An 18,841-nucleotide genomic window follows, 5' to 3' on the forward strand; every position below is an offset into this window, starting at 1 on the left:
ACCGGTCTCAAGAATTTTAGGGAAACGCACACATGGGTCTCGAAACGCCGAACGGCTTTAAGCTCGACAATTCTGGCAAGCGGGTCGTCGTCGATCCGGTCACCCGAATCGAAGGCCATCTTCGCGTCGAGGTGAACGTCGATTCCAACAACGTCATCCGCAACGCCGTCTCCACCGGCACGATGTGGCGCGGCATCGAGGTGATCCTGCGCGGCCGCGATCCGCGCGACGCCTGGGCCTTTACGGAGCGGATCTGCGGCGTCTGCACGGGAACGCACGCGCTGACTTCGGTCCGCGCCGTGGAAGACGCCTTGGCGATCAAGATTCCGGAGAACGCCAACTCCATCCGCAACATCATGCAGCTGACCCTGCAAGTGCACGACCACATCGTGCATTTCTATCATCTGCATGCGCTCGATTGGGTGGATGTCGTTTCCGCGCTGTCGGCCGATCCCAAGGCCACCTCGGCGCTGGCGCAGTCGATTTCGTCCTGGCCGCTGTCCTCGCCCGGCTATTTCAAGGAGCTTCAGGGCCGCTTGAAGCGGTTTGTCGAATCCGGCCAGCTCGGCCCGTTCAAGAACGGCTATTGGGGTTCGCCCGCCTACAAGCTGCCGCCGGAAGCCAACCTGATGGCGGTCGCCCACTATCTGGAAGCGCTCGACTTCCAGAAGGATATTGTCAAAATTCACACCGTCTTCGGCGGCAAGAACCCGCATCCGAACTGGCTGGTCGGCGGCGTGCCGTGCCCGATCAACGTCGATGGAATCGGCGGCGTCGGCGCGATCAACATGGAGCGGCTGAATCTCGTCAGCGAGATCATCGACCGTTCGATCGAGTTCACCAACAAGGTCTATATTCCCGACCTGCTCGCCATCGCCTCGTTCTACAAGGATTGGCTGTACGGCGGCGGCCTGTCGAGCAAGTCGGTGCTGTCCTACGGCGACATTCCCGAGCGCGCCAACGATTATTCCGCCGCGAACCTGCTCCTGCCGCAAGGCGCGATCATCAACGGCAACCTCAACGAGGTCTTCCCGGTCAATCTCCGCGATCCCGAGGAGATCCAGGAATTCGTCGCCCATTCCTGGTACAAGTACCCGGATGAAACCAAGGGCCTGCATCCCTGGGACGGCGTCACCGAGCCGAATTTCGTGCTCGGCCCCAACGCCAAGGGCACGAGAACCAATATCGAAGCCCTGGACGAAAGCGCGAAATACAGCTTCATCAAGGCGCCGCGCTGGAAGGGCAACGCCATGGAGGTCGGGCCGCTCGCCCGCTGGATCATCGGCTACGCCCAGAACAAGCCGGAATTCAAGGAGCCCGTCGAAAAGGTCCTGAAGGACCTCGGCGCGCCGACGTCGGCCCTGTTCTCGACGCTCGGCCGCACGGCGGCGCGCGGTCTGGAATGCCAGTGGGCCGCCAACAAGCTCAAGCATTTCCATGACAAGCTGATCGCCAACATCAAAGCGGGCGACTCCAGCACCGCCAATGTCGACAAGTGGGATCCTCAGACCTGGCCCTCCGAGGTCAAGGGCGTGGGCTTCACCGAGGCGCCGCGCGGCGCGCTCGCCCATTGGATCAAGATCAAGGACGGCAAGATCGACAATTACCAGGCGGTGGTGCCCACCACCTGGAACGGCAGCCCGCGCGACCCCAAAGGCAATATCGGCGCCTTCGAGGCCTCGCTGCTCGACACGCCGATGGCGGATCCGTCGCAGCCGCTGGAGATCATCCGCACCTTGCATTCCTTCGACCCCTGCCTCGCCTGCTCGACTCACGTGATGAGCGAGGACGGCCAGGAAATGGCGAAGATTCAGGTTCGCTGACCGCTGATCGTCCCCTCTCCTCGCTCGCGGGGAGAGGGGCAGCCCGCACAAGGGCCAAGTAATCAAATGAATCCCTCGGGAGGTCGTCATGGATGATCTGGCGAAAATCGCCGATATCAGCGAATTGAAGGGTGAGGTCGTCGTCGCCCGCCGCACGGTCTATGTCTATCAGGCGCCGGTGCGCATCTGGCACTGGGTCAATGCGGCGTGCATGACCGTGCTGTTCATCACCGGCTATCTGATCGCCTCGCCGCCCGGCTCGCTCGGCGGCGAAGCCAGCGCCCATTACCAGATGGGGTATATTCGCTTCGCCCATTTCGCGGCGGGCCAGACCATGGCCGTGTTCTTCCTGATGCGGTTCGTCTGGGTGTTCCTGGGCAACCCCGCCTCGAAGCAGCTGTTCTGGGTTCCCGTCTGGAAGAAGAACTTTTGGGATGGCCTGTGGAACGAGGCCAAATGGTACGCCTTCGCGGTCAAGTTTCCCCGGCAATACGTCGGCCATAACCCGCTGGCGCATCTGATGATGTTCTTCGTGTTCACCCTCGGCACGATCTTCATGATCTGCACCGGCTTCGCCCTGTATTCCCAAGGCGCCGGCGAAGGCTCGATCTGGGCCAAGCTGTTCGGCTGGGTGTTCCTGATCTTCCCCAACAGCCAGGACGTGCACACCTATCACCACCTTGGCCTGTGGGTGCTGTGCATTTTCGCCGCCATCCACGTCTATGCGGCGGTCCGCGAAGACATCATGTCGCGCCAGAGCATGATTTCGTCGATGATCTCCGGCGAACGCCAGTTCCGCGACGACAAGGTTTGACATGGACAAGAAAATCCTCGTCCTCGGCATTGGCAACATCCTTTGGGCCGACGAAGGTTTCGGAGTGCGCGCGCTGGAAATTTTTCACAGCCTCTATCGCGTCCCCGAAAACGTCAGCCTGCTGGACGGCGGCACGCAGGGCCTCTACCTCGTGCAGTTCGTCCAGGAGGCGGATTATCTTCTGGTGTTCGACGCCATCGACTACGGCCTAAAACCCGGAACGCTCAAAATCGTCGAGGGCGGCGAGGTGCCAAAGTTCACCGGCGCCAAGAAAATGAGCCTGCACCAGACCGGCTTTCAGGAAGTGCTGTCCGCCGCCGACCTGCTCGGCGACTATCCGGAAAAGCTCGCCCTGATCGGCTGCCAGCCCGAGGATTTGGAAGACTGGGGCGGGCCGCTGACCCAGCCGGTTCGCGACCAGTTGGTCCATGCGGCGGAAATCGCCGCGTCGATTCTTGAACAATGGGGCGCGTCATGCACGCGCCGCGAAAAGGGCGAAATGGTCGAGCCGCTGCTCGCCAATGACATCGACCACGCGAGCTACGAGCGGCCGATCGCGGCCGCGTAAAAAAGCCTTTCGGTCGCATCGTCCCCTGCGGCCGAAACGGCGGCGCGGCGCAAATGCCGCGTCGCCCTTTTCAAAGGAACTGTCTTCATGTGTCTTGGCGTGCCGATGACGGTGATCGAAAGCGACGAGGTGTCCGCGCTCTGCGCGCGCGGGAACGAGACGCGTCGCGTGTCGGTGCTTCTGGTCGGAGGGCAGCCAGCCGGCGCCAAGCTCTTGATTCACATCGACAGCGCCGTGCGCGTGCTCGATGACGAGGAGGCGGCGCTGATCGACCAGGCGCTGGTCGGTCTCGAAGCCGCGATGCGCGGCGAGAATTTCGAAAGCGCCTTCGCCGATCTCATCAACCGGGAGCCACAGCTTCCCGAGCATCTGCGCTGAACGAGATGCTCCGACAACAGTAGAATTTCAAGCCCTGGCGTCGTCATTGCGAGCGGAGCGAAGCAATCCAGACCACCCAAGCGACGCATGACTGGCGCTCTGGCAACAAAGTCGCGCAATCGTTGCCTAAGAGACTCCTGGATTGCTTCTCTCCACTCACAATGACGTCATCAAGGCTCGTGAATATTTCTCAACCCATTTGATCTGCATCAAAAATAATCCATTCCAGCCCATTATTTCTGCTGGAAAGATCATTTCTCTTTCTGTAAGCTTCGCTTCCATAGATGACGCCGAACGGCGCAAATACCCCGCTTTTCCAAGGAGAAGCCGCGTGGCGCGCTTCTTGCGGAGACGGGAAACGAAAGGAAACGCTCGTGGATCATTCCCTGCTCAAGGCGCTTGTCGAGCGCCATGGCTTGCCCGTTATCGATGATGCCTCCATCGACGCCTTTTTCGCCTCCGGCGGCCCCCATGCCCTGCTGTTCTTCTCCGGCGCTGGCGCGCCCCGCCCGGAAACCTCCGATGTCGCGGTGCTGTTTCCCGAACTGCTCAAGGTGTTTTCCGGCCAGGTGCGCGGCGCGCTGGTCGCGCCGGAGGCCGAAGCGGCGCTGAAAAACCGTTTCCAGGTGTTCGTCTTCCCCTCCGTCGTCGTGACGCGCGACGGACAGCCGGTCGCCGTGCTGCCCAAAATCCTTGATTGGGCAGACTACCGCCAAAGAATCGCCGAGGCCCTTGCGCCCGACGCGCCCGTGCTGGTCGCGCCGCAAAAGCCCAGGACCGAATTCGCCCACGTCCATCGCGCGTAGACTCAGGGAGAGAAATATGAAAGCCGGATTCTGGGTCGCGCCCGAAGACGCCGAGGACACCATGACCATCCTCCCGATTGGTGTTGAGGAGGAGGCGCGTAAGTCGATTTCGCTGCTGGCCACCGGAGAGGGCGAGGCGCTGGCCAAAGCCTGTCCGCGCGTGCGCGACATGCTGCCGAAAATCGTCGCCGCGCTCGAAAGCCAGCGGGCGCACGCGCAGGGCCAATTGTTCGACCTCACCGAATTCTCCGACGACGAAAAGCGCCTGATCTCCGGCGCCATCGGCGAGGGCGAGGTCGGCGGTCTCGCCGCGACGCCCGACGGCGTCGTCGCGCAAATCCAGGAAGCGGTCATGGCCGGCCTGTGGCGGGTGCGCTTCACTGACGCGGACGGCAAACTGTTCGCCGATTATCTCGAAGTGTCGAGCCTGCCGGAAATCGCCCGCCGCGCCGCGCTCGCCAATTGCCGCCCGCTCAAAATCGGCGCGCCACCAGAAGGCGTGATGAACGTGATGCCGCTCTTGCAAGAAATTTCCGCGCGCGCGGAAGCGTGGAAGGAGGGCGATCCCACCCACACCATCACTTTCTCGCTGCTGCCGATGAACGCGGCGGACATGGACTTCTTGCAGAAGACGCTCGGCCCCGGCTCCGTAAAACTTGTATCAAAAGGCTACGGCGCCTGCCGCGTCCACTCGACTGGCGTGAAGCATGTGTGGTCGGTGCAATATTTCAACGCCTCGGACGAGGTCGTGCTGGACACGCTGGAAATCGGCGCGCCCCCGCCGGCCGCTTGCGCGGCCGACGAGGATTTTGAGGACAGCGCCCATCGCCTGCGCGAGATCGAGGAGGCCTATTTCTCGTGAGCGCTTTCGAGCAATTCGGCAAGCACGAAAACCTCGCCGACGACGCGAAGATGGAATGCGGCGTGTGCTGGCATGTCTACGATCCCGCCGTCGGCGATCCCGTCTGGCAGATCGCGCCGGGCACGCCATTTTCGGCCCTGCCGGAAGACTGGCGCTGTCCCAATTGCGACGCCGTGCAAGCGCGGTTCCTGCGGCTCGACAAAGATGACTGACGATCTGGAAGCGACAAGACTGGCGGAGCGGCTCAAGGAGCATTTCGAGGAGCTCTACGAGCGCTGCATGAAGGACATGCCGATCTGCAACCCGCACCTACGGGTCGCCTGCGTCGGCTTCTGTCCCCATGGCGATTTCAACCTCGGCATCGTGCTCACGCCCTGGTTCATGAACGTCTGCGCCTCGCCGCGCGCGGGCGCGCCGAAAGTGGAGGACAGGCCCGGGGCGACGCGGGGCCTCACCCTGCCCACCGGCAACGTGGATTTCCTCGCGACCGATCTCGACGGTTTTGACCGGCTGCTGTTCGCCTCGCTGTTCTCGCCCATGGACAATTTTGGCGATCACGCGGCGGCGCTGGCGACGGCCGAAGCCGCGATGGACGCGCTTATGAAGGCGCCGGAACCCGCGCCGTCGCCCGAACCGCCCAGGAAGGAAACGGTCGCCATGGACCGCCGCGCCTTCTTCCGCCTGGGACGGCGCGCATGACTCCGCTCCGCATCCGCGCGCGCACGCGCCACAAGGCGGTCGCCGAGATCGAAATCCTTTCGCCGCGCGTCGATCCCTGCGCGGTCTTTGTCGGGCTTTACCCCGAGGAGGCGGTTGCGCTCGCGGGCCGGCTGTTTTCGCTCTGCCCGGTCGCGCAGGCCACCGCCGTGCGCGCCGCGACGGGACTGCCGCCGCAAGAGGATGAGGCGGAAAAACTGCTTGCCGAGCGGCTTGGCGAATTGCTGCGCGCCAGCCTGCTGGACTGGCCGGGCGCGGCGCCGACCCCGGACGAGATCGCGGCCTTGCGCGACGCGCTGGCGCTGCTGCGCCGCCTCCGCGCTGGCGTCAGCGCCGACGATTTGCGCGACGCCCTCACCCGGTTCGGTCTTGGCACAAAAGATGGTTTTGTCGCCCGCCAGATGGCGGAGGCCATGGCGGACGAATTTTTCATGGGCCTGCGCCCGCGCCGCATCGATCCGCTGACCGCCAGCGACGATCCTCTCGTCGTCGATTTGCTCTGGGCCGACAAGACGTTCAGCCGCGCGCCGCGAATCGGCGAACGCCGCGCCGAAACCGGGGCCGCCGCTCGCGCCGGCATCGGCTCCGCCGCGCTGACGGGTCGGCTGGCGGCGCGCGAGGCCGACATGATGGGGACCGGCGGGGTGCTGCAATGGCTGCTTAAAGGCGGCCCCTCGCTCGAAGAGCTTTGCGCACGCGGTGATGGTTTCGCCGCGGTGGAGTCCGCGCGCGGCCGCTTGCTTCACGCCTGCAAGCTCGACGGCTCCGGGCGCATCGGCGACTATCGGATCGTCGCGCCCACCGAATGGAATTTCCACGAAGACGGCCCCTTCGCGCGTCTGTTGATCGGCGCGAAGATCGGCGAGGGCGCGGAGGCGAAGCGCCGCGTCGAGCGCCTCGCCTTCGTCTTCGATCCCTGCATCAAGGCCGAGGCCGAAATCCTGGAGGCGGTCGATGCATGAAATGTCGCTCACCGAGGGCGTCGTCGAAATTTTGGCCGAGGAAGGCCGCAAGCAGGGTTTTCGAAAAGTGAAAACCGTGTGGCTGGAAATCGGCGAACTCTCCGGCGTCGAGCCGGAGGCCATGCTGTTTTGTTTCGACGTGGTCGCGCGCGGCACGCTCGCCGAGGGCGCGAAGCTGGAAATTTTCAGGACGCCGGGCGCCGGCTGGTGTCTCGATTGTTCGAAAACCGTGGCGCTCGCGGAGCGCTTCGGTCAGTGCCCGGAATGCGGTCAATATCACGTGCAGATGACGTCGGGCGACGAGATGCGCGTCAAGGAACTGGAGGTCGAGTGATGTGCACGGTTTGCGGATGCGGAACGGCCAGCGTCGAAGGCGAAAAGCACGAGCACAAACATAGCCACGCCCACCGTCACGCGCATTCGCATGGCGGGCAGGAGCATACGCATGAACACAGCCATGAACATGCGCATGGCCACGATCACAGCCACGACCACGATCACACGCACGATCACGGCCACGGTCATCATGATCATGATCATGATCATGACCATGACCATGACCATGACCACCACCACGACCATGACGAAGCGCATGCCCACGCCCATGACGGCGAGCACGGCCACGACCACGCCCACGGCGACCACGCGCACGACCACCACCACGTCCACAGCCACACGCACGCGCATGGCGGCGTGACGCACGAACACCATCACGAGCACGGCCATACCCACGCGCATGGTGAAGGCCACGGCGATCATTCCGACAGCGTCGAGCACGCCCATACCGGCGCGCACGACCACGACCACACCCACACCCACGATTACGGCGCGGGGATTGCCGGCGTTCATGTCCCCGGCATGAGCCAGGAGCGCATCGTCCAAATCGAGCGCGACATTCTGGGCAAGAACAACTCTTACGCCAACGCCAACCGCGCGGCGCTGGCGCAAAAGGGCGTGCTGGCGCTGAATTTTGTCTCAAGCCCCGGTTCCGGCAAAACCTCGCTGCTGGTGCGCACCATTTCGGATCTCAAGGACAAGTTCCCCATCGCGGTGATCGAGGGCGACCAGCAAACCTCCAACGACGCCGAGCGCATCCGCGCCACCGGCGCCAAGGCGTTGCAGGTCAATACCGGCAAAGGCTGCCACCTCGACGCCCACATGGTCGGCCACGCGCTCGAACATCTCGACGTGGCGCAAAACTCGCTGCTGTTCATCGAGAACGTCGGCAATCTCGTCTGTCCCGCCGCCTTCGATCTCGGCGAGGCGCACAAGGTGGTCTTGCTCTCGACCACCGAAGGCGAGGACAAGCCGGCCAAATATCCCGACATGTTCGCCGCCGCCGATCTGATGATTTTGAACAAGTCGGACCTGCTGCCGCACCTCGATTTCGACGTCGGCGCCTGCCTCGCCCACGCGCTGCGCGTCAACCCGCGCCTGCAAACGTTTGTTGTTTCCGCGCGCACCGGCGAAGGTCTGGCGAGTTTTTACGCCTGGATTTCCGCGCGCGCCGCGCTGGCAAGGAAGCCATGACGCAGGCCGCCCGCCAGCACGAGGAGCACGTGACTCGCCTGCGTCTGCGCCTGCGTGGCGCGGTGCAGGGCGTGGGCATGCGCCCCTTCGTGCACGGGCTGGCGGCGCGCTTGTGTCTGACGGGATTTGTTCGCAACGACGCCGAAGGCGTGTTGATCGAAGTCGAAGGTTTTGCGAAAAATTTCGTCGCGACATTGCGCGCGGAATTGCCGCCGCTGGCGCGCCTGGACTCGCTTCATTGCGAGGACATCGCGCCACGCGGCGACACGAATTTCGTCATCGAGACCACGCGACAGGGCAGGGCGCAAACCCGCATCCCCGCCGATGCGGCGATTTGCGAAAACTGCCTCGACGACCTCTTCAACCCGTCGAGCCGTTTTCATCATTATCCCTTCGTTAACTGTACGCACTGCGGCCCGCGCTACACGCTGACGAAAAACCTTCCCTACGACCGCGCGCGGACCTCGATGGCGCGTTTTCCCATGTGCGAAGAGTGCGCGCGCGACTATGCGGACCCGACAAATCGCCGCTTCCACGCCGAGCCCATCGCCTGCGCAAACTGCGGCCCGCGCCTGAGCCATCCGCCGTCGGAACTCGTCGCCGCCCTCCGCGCCGGAAAAATCGTCGCGCTCAAGGGCATTGGCGGCTTCCATCTGCTCTGCGACGCGAGCAACGCCGACGCGGTGGCGGAACTGCGCCGCCGCAAGGATCGCGAAGCCAAACCTTTTGCGCTGATGCTGGCAAACGAAGCGTCGGCAGAACTGTTCGGCCAACCGACGCCGCAAGAACTGGCGCTGTTGCGTTCGCCGGCGCATCCCATCGTCCTCATCGATTCCCTAAAGAATCTCCCAGAAGCGGTCGCGCCGGACATGAGCCGCCTCGGCGTGATGCTGGCTTATGCGCCAGTCCATCATTTGTTGTTTGAAGCGGCGGGCGCCCAGCGAAACGCGTCTTGCGAGTTCGCTTTGGTCGCGACTTCGGCGAATCCCGGCGGTGAGCCGCTCATCACCGACAACGACGAGGCGCTTCGAAAACTCGCAAACATCGCCGACCTCATCGTCACGCACGACCGCGACATTGTCGTGCGCGCCGATGACAGCGTCATGCAGATCGTCGATGGCGCCCCCGCCTTCCTGCGCCGGGCGCGCGGATTTGTGCCCGAGCCCATCGACCTCGGCGACGACGGCCCCAGCGTGCTCGCCTGCGGCGGCCATCTGAAGGCCACCCTCACCCTAACGCGCGGCCGCGAAGCGTTTGTGTGCCAGCACATCGGCGACCTCTCCGACGCCGAAACGTTTCGGTTCTACGAAGAAAGCGCCGCGCATCTGCTGCGCCTGCTCGACGTGAGGCCGGAAGCCGTCGCCTGCGACCTGCACCCGGACTATCTCTCGACCCGTTTCGCCGAAAATTTTGGCCCGCCCATCCTGCGCTTCCAGCACCACGCCGCCCATGTCGCGGCGATCGGCGCGGAGCATGGCGAAACGCAAATCTTCGGCGCGGCGCTCGACGGGACCGGCCTCGGCGACGACGGCGGCGTCTGGGGCGGCGAATTCTTGCGGCTTGACGGGCAGGGCGGTTTTGCGCGCGAAGGATCGCTCAGCCCCCTGCCGCTGTGGGGCGGCGACCGCGCCGCGCGCGAGCCATTTCGGATGGGCCTCGCGGCTTTTGCCGCGCTCGGCCGTCTCGAAGAGGCTTCGACCTTTTTCAGCCAGGTCCCGCAAGCCGCGCAATCCGCGAAAATGCTCGGCGCCAACTATCCGCAGACCACCAGCCTCGGCCGCCTGTTCGACGCCTGCGCCGCGCTGCTCGGCTTCCCCCAAAGACAAGATTTCGAGGGACAGGCGGCGATGCGCCTCGAAGCCGCCGTCCGCCAGCCCAAAGCCCTGCCCGGCGGACATGCCTGGCGCGAGGGCAAACTCGATTTCACGCCGCTGCTCGCACATCTCATCGATGCGGATCCGGACGCACGCGAGGGCTCGGACTTGCTGCACGGAACGCTGATCGCCGGCCTCACGGAAGCCCTCTGCGCCCTGACCCAGCAAGACGAAAAAATTGCGCTCGGCGGCGGCTGCATGATGAACCGCATTTTGTCGGAAGGTCTCGCGCAAAATCTGCGCGACAACAATCGTGCGCCGCTGCTGGCGCGCAAACTGCCGCCCAACGACGGCGGCCTGTCGCTCGGACAGGCCGCGCTCGCAAGGGCGGTGCTGAGGAACAATTCTACATCGTCATTGCGAGAACCGTAGCGGCGAAGCAATCCAGGATTCTCTTCCATCCGCAAGAATCCTGGCTGCGCTCGCAAATGACGGACGAGAGGTGAGGGAGAGAAACAAATGTGTCTCGCAATCCCCGTCCAGGTGACGGAGCTGCTGGACGGCGACATGGCGAAGGTCAGTCTCGACGGCGTGCAAAAAGTGATCTCGTTGGCGCTGGTCGAGGACGTCCAGGTAGGCGATTACGTCATCCTTCACGTCGGCTACGCGCTCAACAAGCTCGACCCCGAGGAGGCGCAAAAAACGCTTGAGCTCTTGGCGGAAGCCGGCTTGGGGGCGCCATCATGAAATATGTCGACGAATATCGCGACGGCAAGCTGGCGCGCAAAATCGCCGCGACCATCGCCGCCGAGGCGAAACCCGACCACGACTATCGCTTCATGGAATTCTGCGGCGGCCACACCCACGCCATCGCCCGCTACGGCCTCGAAGATTTGTTGCCCAAAAACGTGCGCATGATCCACGGCCCCGGCTGCCCCGTCTGTGTGCTGCCCGTGGGCCGCATGGACGATGCGATCAAACTGGCGCAGCGGCCCGACGTGACGCTGTGCACCTATGCCGACCTGATGCGCGTACCCGGTTCGAACGGCCTCAGCCTGATCAAGGCCAAGGCGGCGGGCGCCGACATCCGCATGGTCTATTCGACGCTCGACGCCTTGCGCATCGCGCAGGAGGAGCCCGCGCGAAAAATCGTGTTCTTCGCCATAGGCTTCGAGACCACCACGCCGCCGACCGCGCTCGCGCTCGTGCAGGCGCAAAAACTCGGCCTGAAAAATTTCTTCGTGTTCTGCAATCACGTCCTCACTCCGGCGGCGATCCAGAACATTTTGGAAAGCCCCGACGTGCGCGACCTCGGCCTTGTTCGCATAGACGGGTTCATCGGCCCGGCGCATGTCTCTACCGTGATCGGCACGCGCCCTTACGATTTTTTCGCCGAGGAGTTCCAAAAGCCGGTGGTGGTCGCCGGCTTCGAGCCGCTCGACGTCATGCAGGCCATTTTGATGCTGGTGCGCCAGGTCAATGACGGCCGCTGCGAGGTCGAGAACGAATACAGCCGCGCGGTGACGCCGGACGGCAACCTCAAGGCGCAAGATTTGGTCAGCAGCATTTTCGAACTGCGCGACATGTTCGAATGGCGTGGCCTCGGCGACGTCCCGTATTCGGCGCTCAAACTGCGTGACGCCTATGCCGCTTTCGACGCCGAAAAAGTGTTCGAAATCACCACCCAGCCGGCGCAGGACAATCCCGCCTGCGAGTGCGGCGCGATCCTGCGCGGCGTGAAAAAACCCACGGATTGCAAGCTGTTCGGCACCGTCTGCACGCCGGAGACGCCGATGGGCTCGTGCATGGTGTCATCCGAGGGCTCCTGCGCCGCTCATTGGACTTACGGTCGCTTCCGCGACGCAACGGAGAAACAAGCGTCATGAACGCCCCGCGCCTTCGCACCCGAAAACTCGACATCAGAAACGGACGCGTCGATCTCTCCCATGGCTCGGGCGGCCGCGCCATGGCGCAACTGATTTCGGAAATTTTCGCCGAAAACTTCGCCAACGATCTTTTGGCGCAGGGTAACGACCAGGCCGTGTTTTCCATCCCGCCTGGACGCCTCGCCATGACGACAGACGGCTATGTGGTGTCGCCGCTGTTTTTCCCGGGCGGAAACATCGGTTCGCTCGCCGTGCATGGCACGGTGAACGATCTCGCCATGGCCGGCGCCAAGCCGCTGCACCTCTCCGCCAGCTTCATTCTAGAGGAAGGTTTTGCGCTCGCGGACCTCGCGAAGATCGCCGAGAGCATGGGCAACGCCGCGCGCGAAGCCGGCGTGAAAATCGTCACCGGCGACACCAAGGTCGTCGAGCGCGGCAAGGCGGACGGCGTGTTCATCTCCACGGCCGGCATCGGCGTCGTTCCCGACGGTCTGACTCTCTCCGGCGACAGAGCGCGTCCCGGCGACAAGATTCTTGTGTCCGGCACGCTCGGCGACCACGGCGTGGCCATCATGTCGAGCCGCGAAAACCTGCAATTCGAAACGCAAATTCTTTCGGACTCCGCCTCGCTCAACGGCCTCGTCGCCGACATGGTCGCGGCCTGCGGCCCGCACTTGCGGTTGTTGCGCGATCCCACGCGCGGCGGCCTCGCGGCAACCCTCAACGAGATCGCACACCAGTCGAACATCGGCGTGCGCATCGACGAGGATTCTTTGCCGGTGAAGGCGGAAGTCGCGGCGGCCTGCGAGTTGTTAGGCCTCGATCCGCTGCACGTCGCCAACGAGGGCAAGCTGATCGCCTTCGTCGCGCCCGAGGCGGCCGAGGCCTTGCTGGCGGCGATGCGCGCGCATCCGCTGGGACGCGACGCGGCGATCATCGGCGAGGCCGTCGAGGACGCGCACAATTTCGTCCAGATGCGCACAGCGTTCGGTGGCGGGCGCATTGTCGACTGGCTGTCGGGCGAACAGCTCCCGCGCATCTGCTGAGGGCGACAAAAAGATGCGCATCCTGCTGCTCTGCCATTCTTTCAACAGCCTGACGCAAAGGTTGTTCGTGGAACTGCGCGAGCGCGGCGAAGAGGTCAGCGTCGAGTTCGACATTTCCGACGCAGTGCTCCGCGAGGCGGTGGACCTGTTCGAGCCCGACCTCGTCCTCGCGCCCTTCCTCAAGCGGGCGATCCCCGAGGACGTCTTGGCCCGCGCAAAATGCCTGATCGTGCATCCGGGGCCGCCGGGGGATCGCGGTCCCTCCGCGCTCGACTGGGCGATTTTGGAAGGCCGTGAAAACTGGGGCGTGACCTTGCTCGAAGCCGCGCCGGACCTCGACGCCGGCCCGGTCTGGGTGACGCGCGCCTTCCCCATGCGTGCGGCGAGCAAGTCCAGCCACTACCGCCACGAAGTCACGCGTGGCGCCGTCGCCTGCGTGATCGAGGCCTTGCAAAAATTCCGAAACGGCGAACGCGCGCAGCCGCAGCCCGAACTCACGCCCATGCGTCCCGTCTGTCCGCGCGCGCTGCGCCGCATCGACTGGGCCGCCGACGATGTGGATGCGGTGCTGCGAAAAATTCGCTCGGCGGACGGTTCCCCGGGCGCGCCAGGGTCCATCGGCGGGCGTGAATATCTGCTATTCAATGCCGAGGCGGCGCACGGCCTTCCCGCAGCCGAACCCGGAACGTTTTTGGCGCGGCGCGGTGGGGCGGTCGCTTTGGCGGCGCGCGACGGCGCGGTGTGGATCGGCCATTTGCGCGAGCCCGCAGCCGGATCGCTCAAACTGCCGGCGGCGCACATGCTCGGCGACGTTTTTTCCGCGCTGCCAGAAAAACCTTCGCCGCTGATCCGTTATGAGCAGGACGGCGACATCGGTTATTTGCATTTCGCCTTCCACAATGGCGCGATGAGCGTCGCGGACTGCCGCACGCTCGAAGCGGCGATTGTTTCCGCACGCCGCGAGAAAGCGCGCGCGCTCGTCCTCACCGGCGGCCCGGATTATTGGTCGAACGGCCTGCATCTCGGCGTCATCGAAGCGGCGCAAAGCGCGGCCGAAGAATCCCTTCAAAACATCGAGGCGATGAACGATTGCGTGCGAACCCTGCTCGCCATCGACGACCGTCTCGTGGTCGCGGCGCTGCGGGGCAACGCCGGCGCCGGCGGCGTGTTCCTGGCGCTCGCCGCCGATGTCGTGATGATGCGCGACGGCGTGATCCTCAACCCGCATTACAAGGACATGGGCAATCTCTACGGCTCGGAATACTGGACCTACCTGCTGCCCCGCCGCGTCGGGTCCGAAAAGGCGCGGCTGATCACGCAGAACCGCCTGCCGATGGGCGCGGCGCAGGCCGCGCGTCTCGGCCTCGCCGACATCATCCTGCCCGAGGCGCCGGAAGAGGCGGAAGCGGTCATGCGCGCACGTGTGCAATTAATCGCATCGGTGGCGGATTTCGCCGAACGCCTCGCGGCCAAAAGGCTTGCGCGCGAAAAAGACGAGGCGACAAAACCTCTGGAAAAATATCGTTCTGAAGAACTGGAAAAAATGCAGCGCAATTTCTTCGGTTTCGATCCCTCCTATCATGTCGCGCGGCACAATTTCATTCGCAAGGTGGCGAAATCGCGGACGCCATTGCATCTGGCGCTGCATCGCTCCCTTCGTCCGCGGAGAGACATCGCATGACGTCTGGCGCCGTTCTCATCGTCGACGACGAATTGCGCTCGCAGGAATCGCTGAAGCGCGTGCTCTCTGAAGAGTTCGACGTGCTGCTCGCCAGCAATGCGGAGGAGGCCGAGGCCATCCTGGCGGGCGATCTGGTGCAGGCCATCCTGTGCGACCAGCGCATGCCCGGCGAATCCGGCGTCGATTTCCTGCGCCGCGTGCGCGAGGCCTGGCCCGATCCCGTGCGCATGATCATCTCGGGCTTTTCCGAATCCGAGGACATTATCGCCGGCGTCAACGAGGCCGGAATTTATCAGTACATCACCAAACCCTGGCGCCCGGAAAAACTCCTGGAGACCGTGCGCGACGCCGTGCGGCTCTACCATTTGCAGAAGGGACCGGGGGGCGGGGACGTCAAGCCGTCGCACGGAACGCTCAACCGCATGCTCTCGGACCGGCGGCGCGAACAGAAAAAAATGTTCGAGTTCGAGCGCATCGTCCACGACCCCAAGGGGCCCATGGTGGACACGCTGGCGCTGGCGCGCAAGGCGGCGTGCTACGACATTTCCGTCCTGATCACCGGCGCGTCCGGCGCTGGCAAAGAGCTCTTGGCGCGCGCCATCCACTTTGGTTCAGCGCGCGGCGACAAGCCTTTCGTGGTCGAAAATTGCGGCGCGCTCCCCGACGAATTGCTGGAGAGCGAACTGTTCGGCTGCAAGAAGGGGGCCTACACCGGCGCCTATCAGGACCGCATCGGCCTGTTCGAACTGGCCGACGGCGGCACGATTTTTCTCGACGAAATCGGCGAGACCTCCCCGGCCTTCCAGGTCAAACTGTTGCGCGTGTTGCAGGAGCGCGAGATGCGCCCGCTCGGCGCGGCGCGGTCGCGAAAGATCGATGTGCGCGTCATTTCCGCCACCAACCGCGACCTCGAAAGCGATGTCGAACAGGGGCGCTTCCGTCGCGACCTTTTTTACCGCCTCAACGCCTTCCCGCTGCACCTGCCGGCGCTGAACGAGCGGAGCGGCGACATTCCGCTGATCGCCGAAAGCATTTTGGCCGAGGTCAACCGCGCGTTCCGGCGCAAAATTCCGGGTTTCACGCCGGAAACCCTGCGGCAGCTGCGCGCTTACGCGTGGCCGGGCAATGTGCGCGAACTCCACAACGAGATTCAGCGCATGGTGGTGATGGCGGAAGCGGATGCGCCGCTCGCCGCGCATCTGCTGTCGGCGCGGGTGGCGAGCGGCGATGTGCGCATCAACCTGAACGGCCACACGACGCTGAAGGATCAGGTGGAGGCGCTGGAGCGCGCCGCGATTTCGCGAACCCTCGCCGCCTGCTCCGGCAACATCAGCCACGCCGCGGAAAAGCTTGGCCTGTCCCGCGTCGGCTTGCGCGCGAAAATCGACCGCTACGACTTGCGAAAAGATGTGGCGCAGGGGTGTGAGCCATGAGCCCCAACCGCCCGTCGCGCCCCGAAAACATCCTGGCGCTCGCGGGCGCCGGCGCGGACGGCGATCTCTCGGACAGCCAGGAATCCGTCTGGCAGGAGGTCGTCAAGCGCGTTGACGAGGTTTACTCCGACCTGCTGCGCTATGAATCCGACCTCGAAGCAAAAAATGCGGAATTGGAGGAGGCGCAAAGTTTTATCTCCAGCGTGATCGCCTCGGTCTCTGACATTCTGGCCGTCTGCGACGCCGAGGGCCGGATCGTCCAGGCCAATCCGGCCTTTGTCACCTTGCTTGGCCGTAGTGAAGCCAAGCTGATCGGCGCGCCGCTGCCTGACGTGATCGTCGAGGATGACCGCGCGGTGGCGCGGCAGTTCTTGTATGCGGGCGCGCCGGCCGGCGATTGCGAGTTGCGGTTTTCGACGGCGAGCGGCCCGACCGACGTCATGGCGATCAATTTCTCCAGCCGCTTCGACCACACCGGCCGTTGCGTCGGCGCCGTGCTCACGGGACGGCCGATCGGCGAATTGCGCCGCGCCTATCAGGCCCTGCACACAGCCCATCTCGACCTGCAACACGCACAGAAGAAACTAATCGAACAGGAGAAGATGGCGAGCCTCGGCCGGCTCGTCGCCGGTGTCGCGCACGAGCTGAACAATCCCATCAGTTTCGTTTACGGCAACGTCCATGTGCTGGAGCGCTACCGGAAGAATCTGTCGAATTATTTCGTCGAGGCTGAAAAGCTGGAGGATTCCGCCGCCGCGGCGCTGCGAACAAAATACCGGATCGACCCCATTCTTGCGGATCTCACGCCGCTGATCGAGGGCACGCTGGAAGGCGCGCACCGCATCAGCGAAATCGTGAAAAACCTGCGCCGTCTCTCGTTCAACCGCGCGCATGAGGCGCAAAAGATCGACGTGGAGCGCATCGTCGCGGTGGCCGCGCAATGGGCGGCGCGGTCGAAGAAGAATCAGGCGCGCATCTGCGTCGATGTCGAATCCGGTCTGACCCTGTGGGGCAACGAGGGGCAGATTCACCAGATTGTCGTCAACCTGATCGACAATGCGCTCGACGCCGTGCGCGGCCGCGCCGATGCATGTGTCACCGTTCGCGCGCGCGAAAAAAGTGGCGGCGATGTCGAGATCGTGGTCGAGGACAATGGCGGCGGCATAGCCGAATCCGCCTTCGACAAGATGTTCGAGCCGTTCTTCACCACCAAGACGGTGGGCGAGGGGACGGGCCTGGGACTCTGGATCTCCTATTCCATCGCCCGCGAACACGGCGGCGATATATCCGCCGCCAATCGCCCCGAAGGCGGCGCGGCGTTCACCCTGCGGCTGCCGGTCGGGGGGTGAGATTTTGCCGCGACGCGTTTATTGCGATAGATAGCAGCCCGCTCACCTTGGGATATGACGTGGACTTTCTACACCCCTTCACCACCATAGGCGGCTGGATCAGCCTTCTGAGCCTTTCCGCCATGGAAATCGTGCTCGGCGTCGACAATCTGGTGTTCGTCGCGCTGGCCACCCAGGGCCTGCCGGAGGACAAGCGGGCGCGCGCGGCGCGGCTCGGCCTCGCCCTGGCCATCCTGTTCCGCCTGGGCCTACTGTCGAGCATGTTCCTGCTGGCGCATCTGACAGAACCTTTGTTCACCGCGCTCGACCATGCTTTCAGCGGCCGCGACATCGTGCTGGGGCTGGGCGGCCTGTTCCTGCTCTACAAGGGCACGCAGGAAATCCATGAGGAAATCGTTCCCGACGAGCCGGACGAGCGCGGCGGCCGGACGACAAAAAGTTTCGCCAAGGCCATTTTTCAGATCGCCATTCTCGACATCGTCTTCTCGCTCGACAGCGTGCTCACCGCCATCGGCATGGCCGACCATCTCGAAATCATGGTCGCGGCGGTGGTGCTCGCCATCCTGATGATGATGGTGGCGGCGGCGCCGCTCAGCCGGTTCATCCACGCCAATCCGACGGTCAAGATGCTCGCGCTGAGCTTTTTGTTGCTGATCGGCATGAGCCTGATGACCGAAGCCTTCGGCTACCACGTACCAAAAGGGTTCATTTACGCGGCCATCGGCTTTTCCGTGCTGGTGGAGGCGCTCAACCAGTTCGCTCTCCGCGCGCGCCGGCGCGCCAGGGAGCGCCAGCCGCCGCAATAAAGCGCTTGGCGAAAACCCCGGCATTCGCTATAAAGCCGTGTGAGGCGCGCGACCGAGAGGTTCCGCGCCCACTTTTTTAGCCCGCGACCGTCTAACACGCGGTCCGAAACGACAAGTCGGAACCGTCATGGCAAATCCGTTCACTTTCCTCCAGGAAGTCCGCGCCGAAGCCGCCAAGGTGACCTGGCCCACGCGTCGCGAAACCATGATCACCACCGGCATGGTCGCGCTGATGGTCGTGCTGGCCTCGCTGTTCTTCCTTTCGGCCGACCAGCTCATCCGACTGTTCGTCGGCTTCATTCTCAGCTTCGGCCGCTGAGAAGTTTGGTTTCGACGCGTTTTCTTCACGCGAACCGGCGGCCACTT

The 18,841-nt window shown here is 63.9% G+C and carries 20 protein-coding genes; all 20 read left to right on the forward strand.

Annotated features, from left to right (window positions below; all coding sequences use genetic code 11):
- The first annotated feature begins 32 nt into the window (after positions 1-32).
- The 20 genes from GJ654_RS05000 to secE all read left to right on the forward strand — a co-directional run bounded on the left by GJ654_RS05000 (position 33) and on the right by secE (position 18,794).
- Positions 33-1,823 (forward strand): nickel-dependent hydrogenase large subunit, encoded by a 1,791-nt coding sequence (locus tag GJ654_RS05000; protein ID WP_155445011.1) that lies wholly within the window; start codon positions 33-35, stop codon positions 1,821-1,823.
- Positions 1,824-1,911: 88 nt separating this feature from the next.
- Positions 1,912-2,637 (forward strand): Ni/Fe-hydrogenase, b-type cytochrome subunit, encoded by a 726-nt coding sequence (gene cybH, locus GJ654_RS05005; RefSeq protein WP_155445012.1) that lies wholly within the window; start codon positions 1,912-1,914, stop codon positions 2,635-2,637.
- Between the two features lies 1 nt (position 2,638).
- Positions 2,639-3,205, forward strand: coding sequence for a HyaD/HybD family hydrogenase maturation endopeptidase (locus GJ654_RS05010; RefSeq protein WP_155445013.1), 567 nt, complete (start codon positions 2,639-2,641; stop codon positions 3,203-3,205).
- Between the two features lie 87 nt (positions 3,206-3,292).
- Entirely contained in the window at positions 3,293-3,583 is a 291-nt protein-coding gene (locus GJ654_RS05015) for a HypC/HybG/HupF family hydrogenase formation chaperone (RefSeq protein ID WP_155445014.1), read from the forward strand.
- Positions 3,584-3,957: 374 nt separating this feature from the next.
- On the forward strand, positions 3,958-4,389 hold the full coding sequence (locus GJ654_RS05020) for a hydrogenase accessory protein (protein ID WP_264586123.1): 432 nt from the start codon (positions 3,958-3,960) through the stop codon (positions 4,387-4,389).
- 16 nt (positions 4,390-4,405) lie between these two features.
- Complete coding sequence (locus tag GJ654_RS05025) at positions 4,406-5,251, forward strand: hydrogenase expression/formation protein (protein ID WP_155445016.1); 846 nt, start codon at positions 4,406-4,408, stop codon at positions 5,249-5,251.
- A complete protein-coding gene (locus tag GJ654_RS05030) occupies positions 5,248-5,463 on the forward strand; it encodes a rubredoxin (RefSeq protein ID WP_319802122.1) in 216 nt (71 codons plus the stop codon). Before GJ654_RS05025 ends, GJ654_RS05030 begins: the two co-directional genes overlap by 4 nt.
- Positions 5,456-5,950 (forward strand): [NiFe]-hydrogenase assembly chaperone HybE, encoded by a 495-nt coding sequence (gene hybE / locus GJ654_RS05035; RefSeq protein ID WP_155445017.1) that lies wholly within the window; start codon positions 5,456-5,458, stop codon positions 5,948-5,950. The genes GJ654_RS05030 and hybE overlap by 8 nt, the downstream gene beginning before the upstream one ends.
- A complete protein-coding gene (locus GJ654_RS20970) occupies positions 5,947-6,930 on the forward strand; it encodes a nickel-dependent hydrogenase large subunit (RefSeq protein WP_210350806.1) in 984 nt (327 codons plus the stop codon). The genes hybE and GJ654_RS20970 overlap by 4 nt, the downstream gene beginning before the upstream one ends.
- Positions 6,923-7,264, forward strand: a complete 342-nt coding sequence (gene hypA, locus GJ654_RS05045) for a hydrogenase maturation nickel metallochaperone HypA (protein ID WP_155445018.1) — start codon at positions 6,923-6,925, stop codon at positions 7,262-7,264. The genes GJ654_RS20970 and hypA overlap by 8 nt, the downstream gene beginning before the upstream one ends.
- Positions 7,264-8,460 carry a hydrogenase nickel incorporation protein HypB gene (gene hypB, locus GJ654_RS05050; RefSeq protein ID WP_155445019.1) on the forward strand — a complete coding sequence of 399 codons (1,197 nt, stop codon included), beginning with the start codon at positions 7,264-7,266 and terminating at the stop codon, positions 8,458-8,460. The genes hypA and hypB overlap by 1 nt, the downstream gene beginning before the upstream one ends.
- Entirely contained in the window at positions 8,457-10,706 is a 2,250-nt protein-coding gene (gene hypF / locus GJ654_RS05055) for a carbamoyltransferase HypF (RefSeq protein WP_155445020.1), read from the forward strand. Before hypB ends, hypF begins: the two co-directional genes overlap by 4 nt.
- An 87-nt stretch (positions 10,707-10,793) precedes the next feature.
- On the forward strand, positions 10,794-11,021 hold the full coding sequence (locus tag GJ654_RS05060) for a HypC/HybG/HupF family hydrogenase formation chaperone (protein WP_155445021.1): 228 nt from the start codon (positions 10,794-10,796) through the stop codon (positions 11,019-11,021).
- Positions 11,018-12,160, forward strand: coding sequence for a hydrogenase formation protein HypD (hypD, locus tag GJ654_RS05065; RefSeq protein ID WP_155445022.1), 1,143 nt, complete (start codon positions 11,018-11,020; stop codon positions 12,158-12,160). The genes GJ654_RS05060 and hypD overlap by 4 nt, the downstream gene beginning before the upstream one ends.
- A complete protein-coding gene (gene hypE / locus GJ654_RS05070) occupies positions 12,157-13,206 on the forward strand; it encodes a hydrogenase expression/formation protein HypE (protein ID WP_155445023.1) in 1,050 nt (349 codons plus the stop codon). Before hypD ends, hypE begins: the two co-directional genes overlap by 4 nt.
- Before the next feature lie 13 nt (positions 13,207-13,219).
- Positions 13,220-14,887 carry a hydrogenase maturation protein gene (locus GJ654_RS05075; RefSeq protein ID WP_155445024.1) on the forward strand — a complete coding sequence of 556 codons (1,668 nt, stop codon included), beginning with the start codon at positions 13,220-13,222 and terminating at the stop codon, positions 14,885-14,887.
- Positions 14,884-16,320 (forward strand): sigma-54-dependent transcriptional regulator, encoded by a 1,437-nt coding sequence (locus GJ654_RS05080; protein WP_155445025.1) that lies wholly within the window; start codon positions 14,884-14,886, stop codon positions 16,318-16,320. Before GJ654_RS05075 ends, GJ654_RS05080 begins: the two co-directional genes overlap by 4 nt.
- Positions 16,317-17,669, forward strand: coding sequence for a sensor histidine kinase (locus GJ654_RS05085; RefSeq protein WP_155445026.1), 1,353 nt, complete (start codon positions 16,317-16,319; stop codon positions 17,667-17,669). Before GJ654_RS05080 ends, GJ654_RS05085 begins: the two co-directional genes overlap by 4 nt.
- Positions 17,670-17,716: 47 nt before the next feature.
- Positions 17,717-18,475, forward strand: coding sequence for a TerC family protein (locus GJ654_RS05090; RefSeq protein WP_196305439.1), 759 nt, complete (start codon positions 17,717-17,719; stop codon positions 18,473-18,475).
- 127 nt (positions 18,476-18,602) lie between these two features.
- A complete protein-coding gene (gene secE, locus GJ654_RS05095) occupies positions 18,603-18,794 on the forward strand; it encodes a preprotein translocase subunit SecE (protein ID WP_155445027.1) in 192 nt (63 codons plus the stop codon).
- Positions 18,795-18,841 lie beyond the last annotated feature (47 nt).

It is taken from the genome of Rhodoblastus acidophilus, from assembly GCF_009720655.1.
Lineage (GTDB): Bacteria > Pseudomonadota > Alphaproteobacteria > Rhizobiales > Beijerinckiaceae > Rhodoblastus > Rhodoblastus acidophilus_A.

Bases quoted from the DNA above. Each gene is read 5' to 3' on its own strand.
- GJ654_RS05000 (WP_155445011.1), top strand. From the start codon at position 33: ATGGGTCTCGAAACGCCGAACGGCTTTAAGCTCGACAATTCTGGCAAG.
- cybH (WP_155445012.1), top strand. From the start codon at position 1,912: ATGGATGATCTGGCGAAAATCGCCGATATCAGCGAATTGAAGGGTGAG.
- GJ654_RS05010 (WP_155445013.1), top strand. From the start codon at position 2,639: ATGGACAAGAAAATCCTCGTCCTCGGCATTGGCAACATCCTTTGGGCC.
- GJ654_RS05015 (WP_155445014.1), top strand. From the start codon at position 3,293: ATGTGTCTTGGCGTGCCGATGACGGTGATCGAAAGCGACGAGGTGTCC.
- GJ654_RS05025 (WP_155445016.1), top strand. From the start codon at position 4,406: ATGAAAGCCGGATTCTGGGTCGCGCCCGAAGACGCCGAGGACACCATG.
- hybE (WP_155445017.1), top strand. From the start codon at position 5,456: ATGACTGACGATCTGGAAGCGACAAGACTGGCGGAGCGGCTCAAGGAG.
- GJ654_RS20970 (WP_210350806.1), top strand. From the start codon at position 5,947: ATGACTCCGCTCCGCATCCGCGCGCGCACGCGCCACAAGGCGGTCGCC.
- hypA (WP_155445018.1), top strand. From the start codon at position 6,923: ATGCATGAAATGTCGCTCACCGAGGGCGTCGTCGAAATTTTGGCCGAG.
- hypB (WP_155445019.1), top strand. From the start codon at position 7,264: ATGTGCACGGTTTGCGGATGCGGAACGGCCAGCGTCGAAGGCGAAAAG.
- hypF (WP_155445020.1), top strand. From the start codon at position 8,457: ATGACGCAGGCCGCCCGCCAGCACGAGGAGCACGTGACTCGCCTGCGT.
- GJ654_RS05060 (WP_155445021.1), top strand. From the start codon at position 10,794: ATGTGTCTCGCAATCCCCGTCCAGGTGACGGAGCTGCTGGACGGCGAC.
- hypD (WP_155445022.1), top strand. From the start codon at position 11,018: ATGAAATATGTCGACGAATATCGCGACGGCAAGCTGGCGCGCAAAATC.
- hypE (WP_155445023.1), top strand. From the start codon at position 12,157: ATGAACGCCCCGCGCCTTCGCACCCGAAAACTCGACATCAGAAACGGA.
- GJ654_RS05075 (WP_155445024.1), top strand. From the start codon at position 13,220: ATGCGCATCCTGCTGCTCTGCCATTCTTTCAACAGCCTGACGCAAAGG.
- GJ654_RS05080 (WP_155445025.1), top strand. From the start codon at position 14,884: ATGACGTCTGGCGCCGTTCTCATCGTCGACGACGAATTGCGCTCGCAG.
- GJ654_RS05085 (WP_155445026.1), top strand. From the start codon at position 16,317: ATGAGCCCCAACCGCCCGTCGCGCCCCGAAAACATCCTGGCGCTCGCG.
- secE (WP_155445027.1), top strand. From the start codon at position 18,603: ATGGCAAATCCGTTCACTTTCCTCCAGGAAGTCCGCGCCGAAGCCGCC.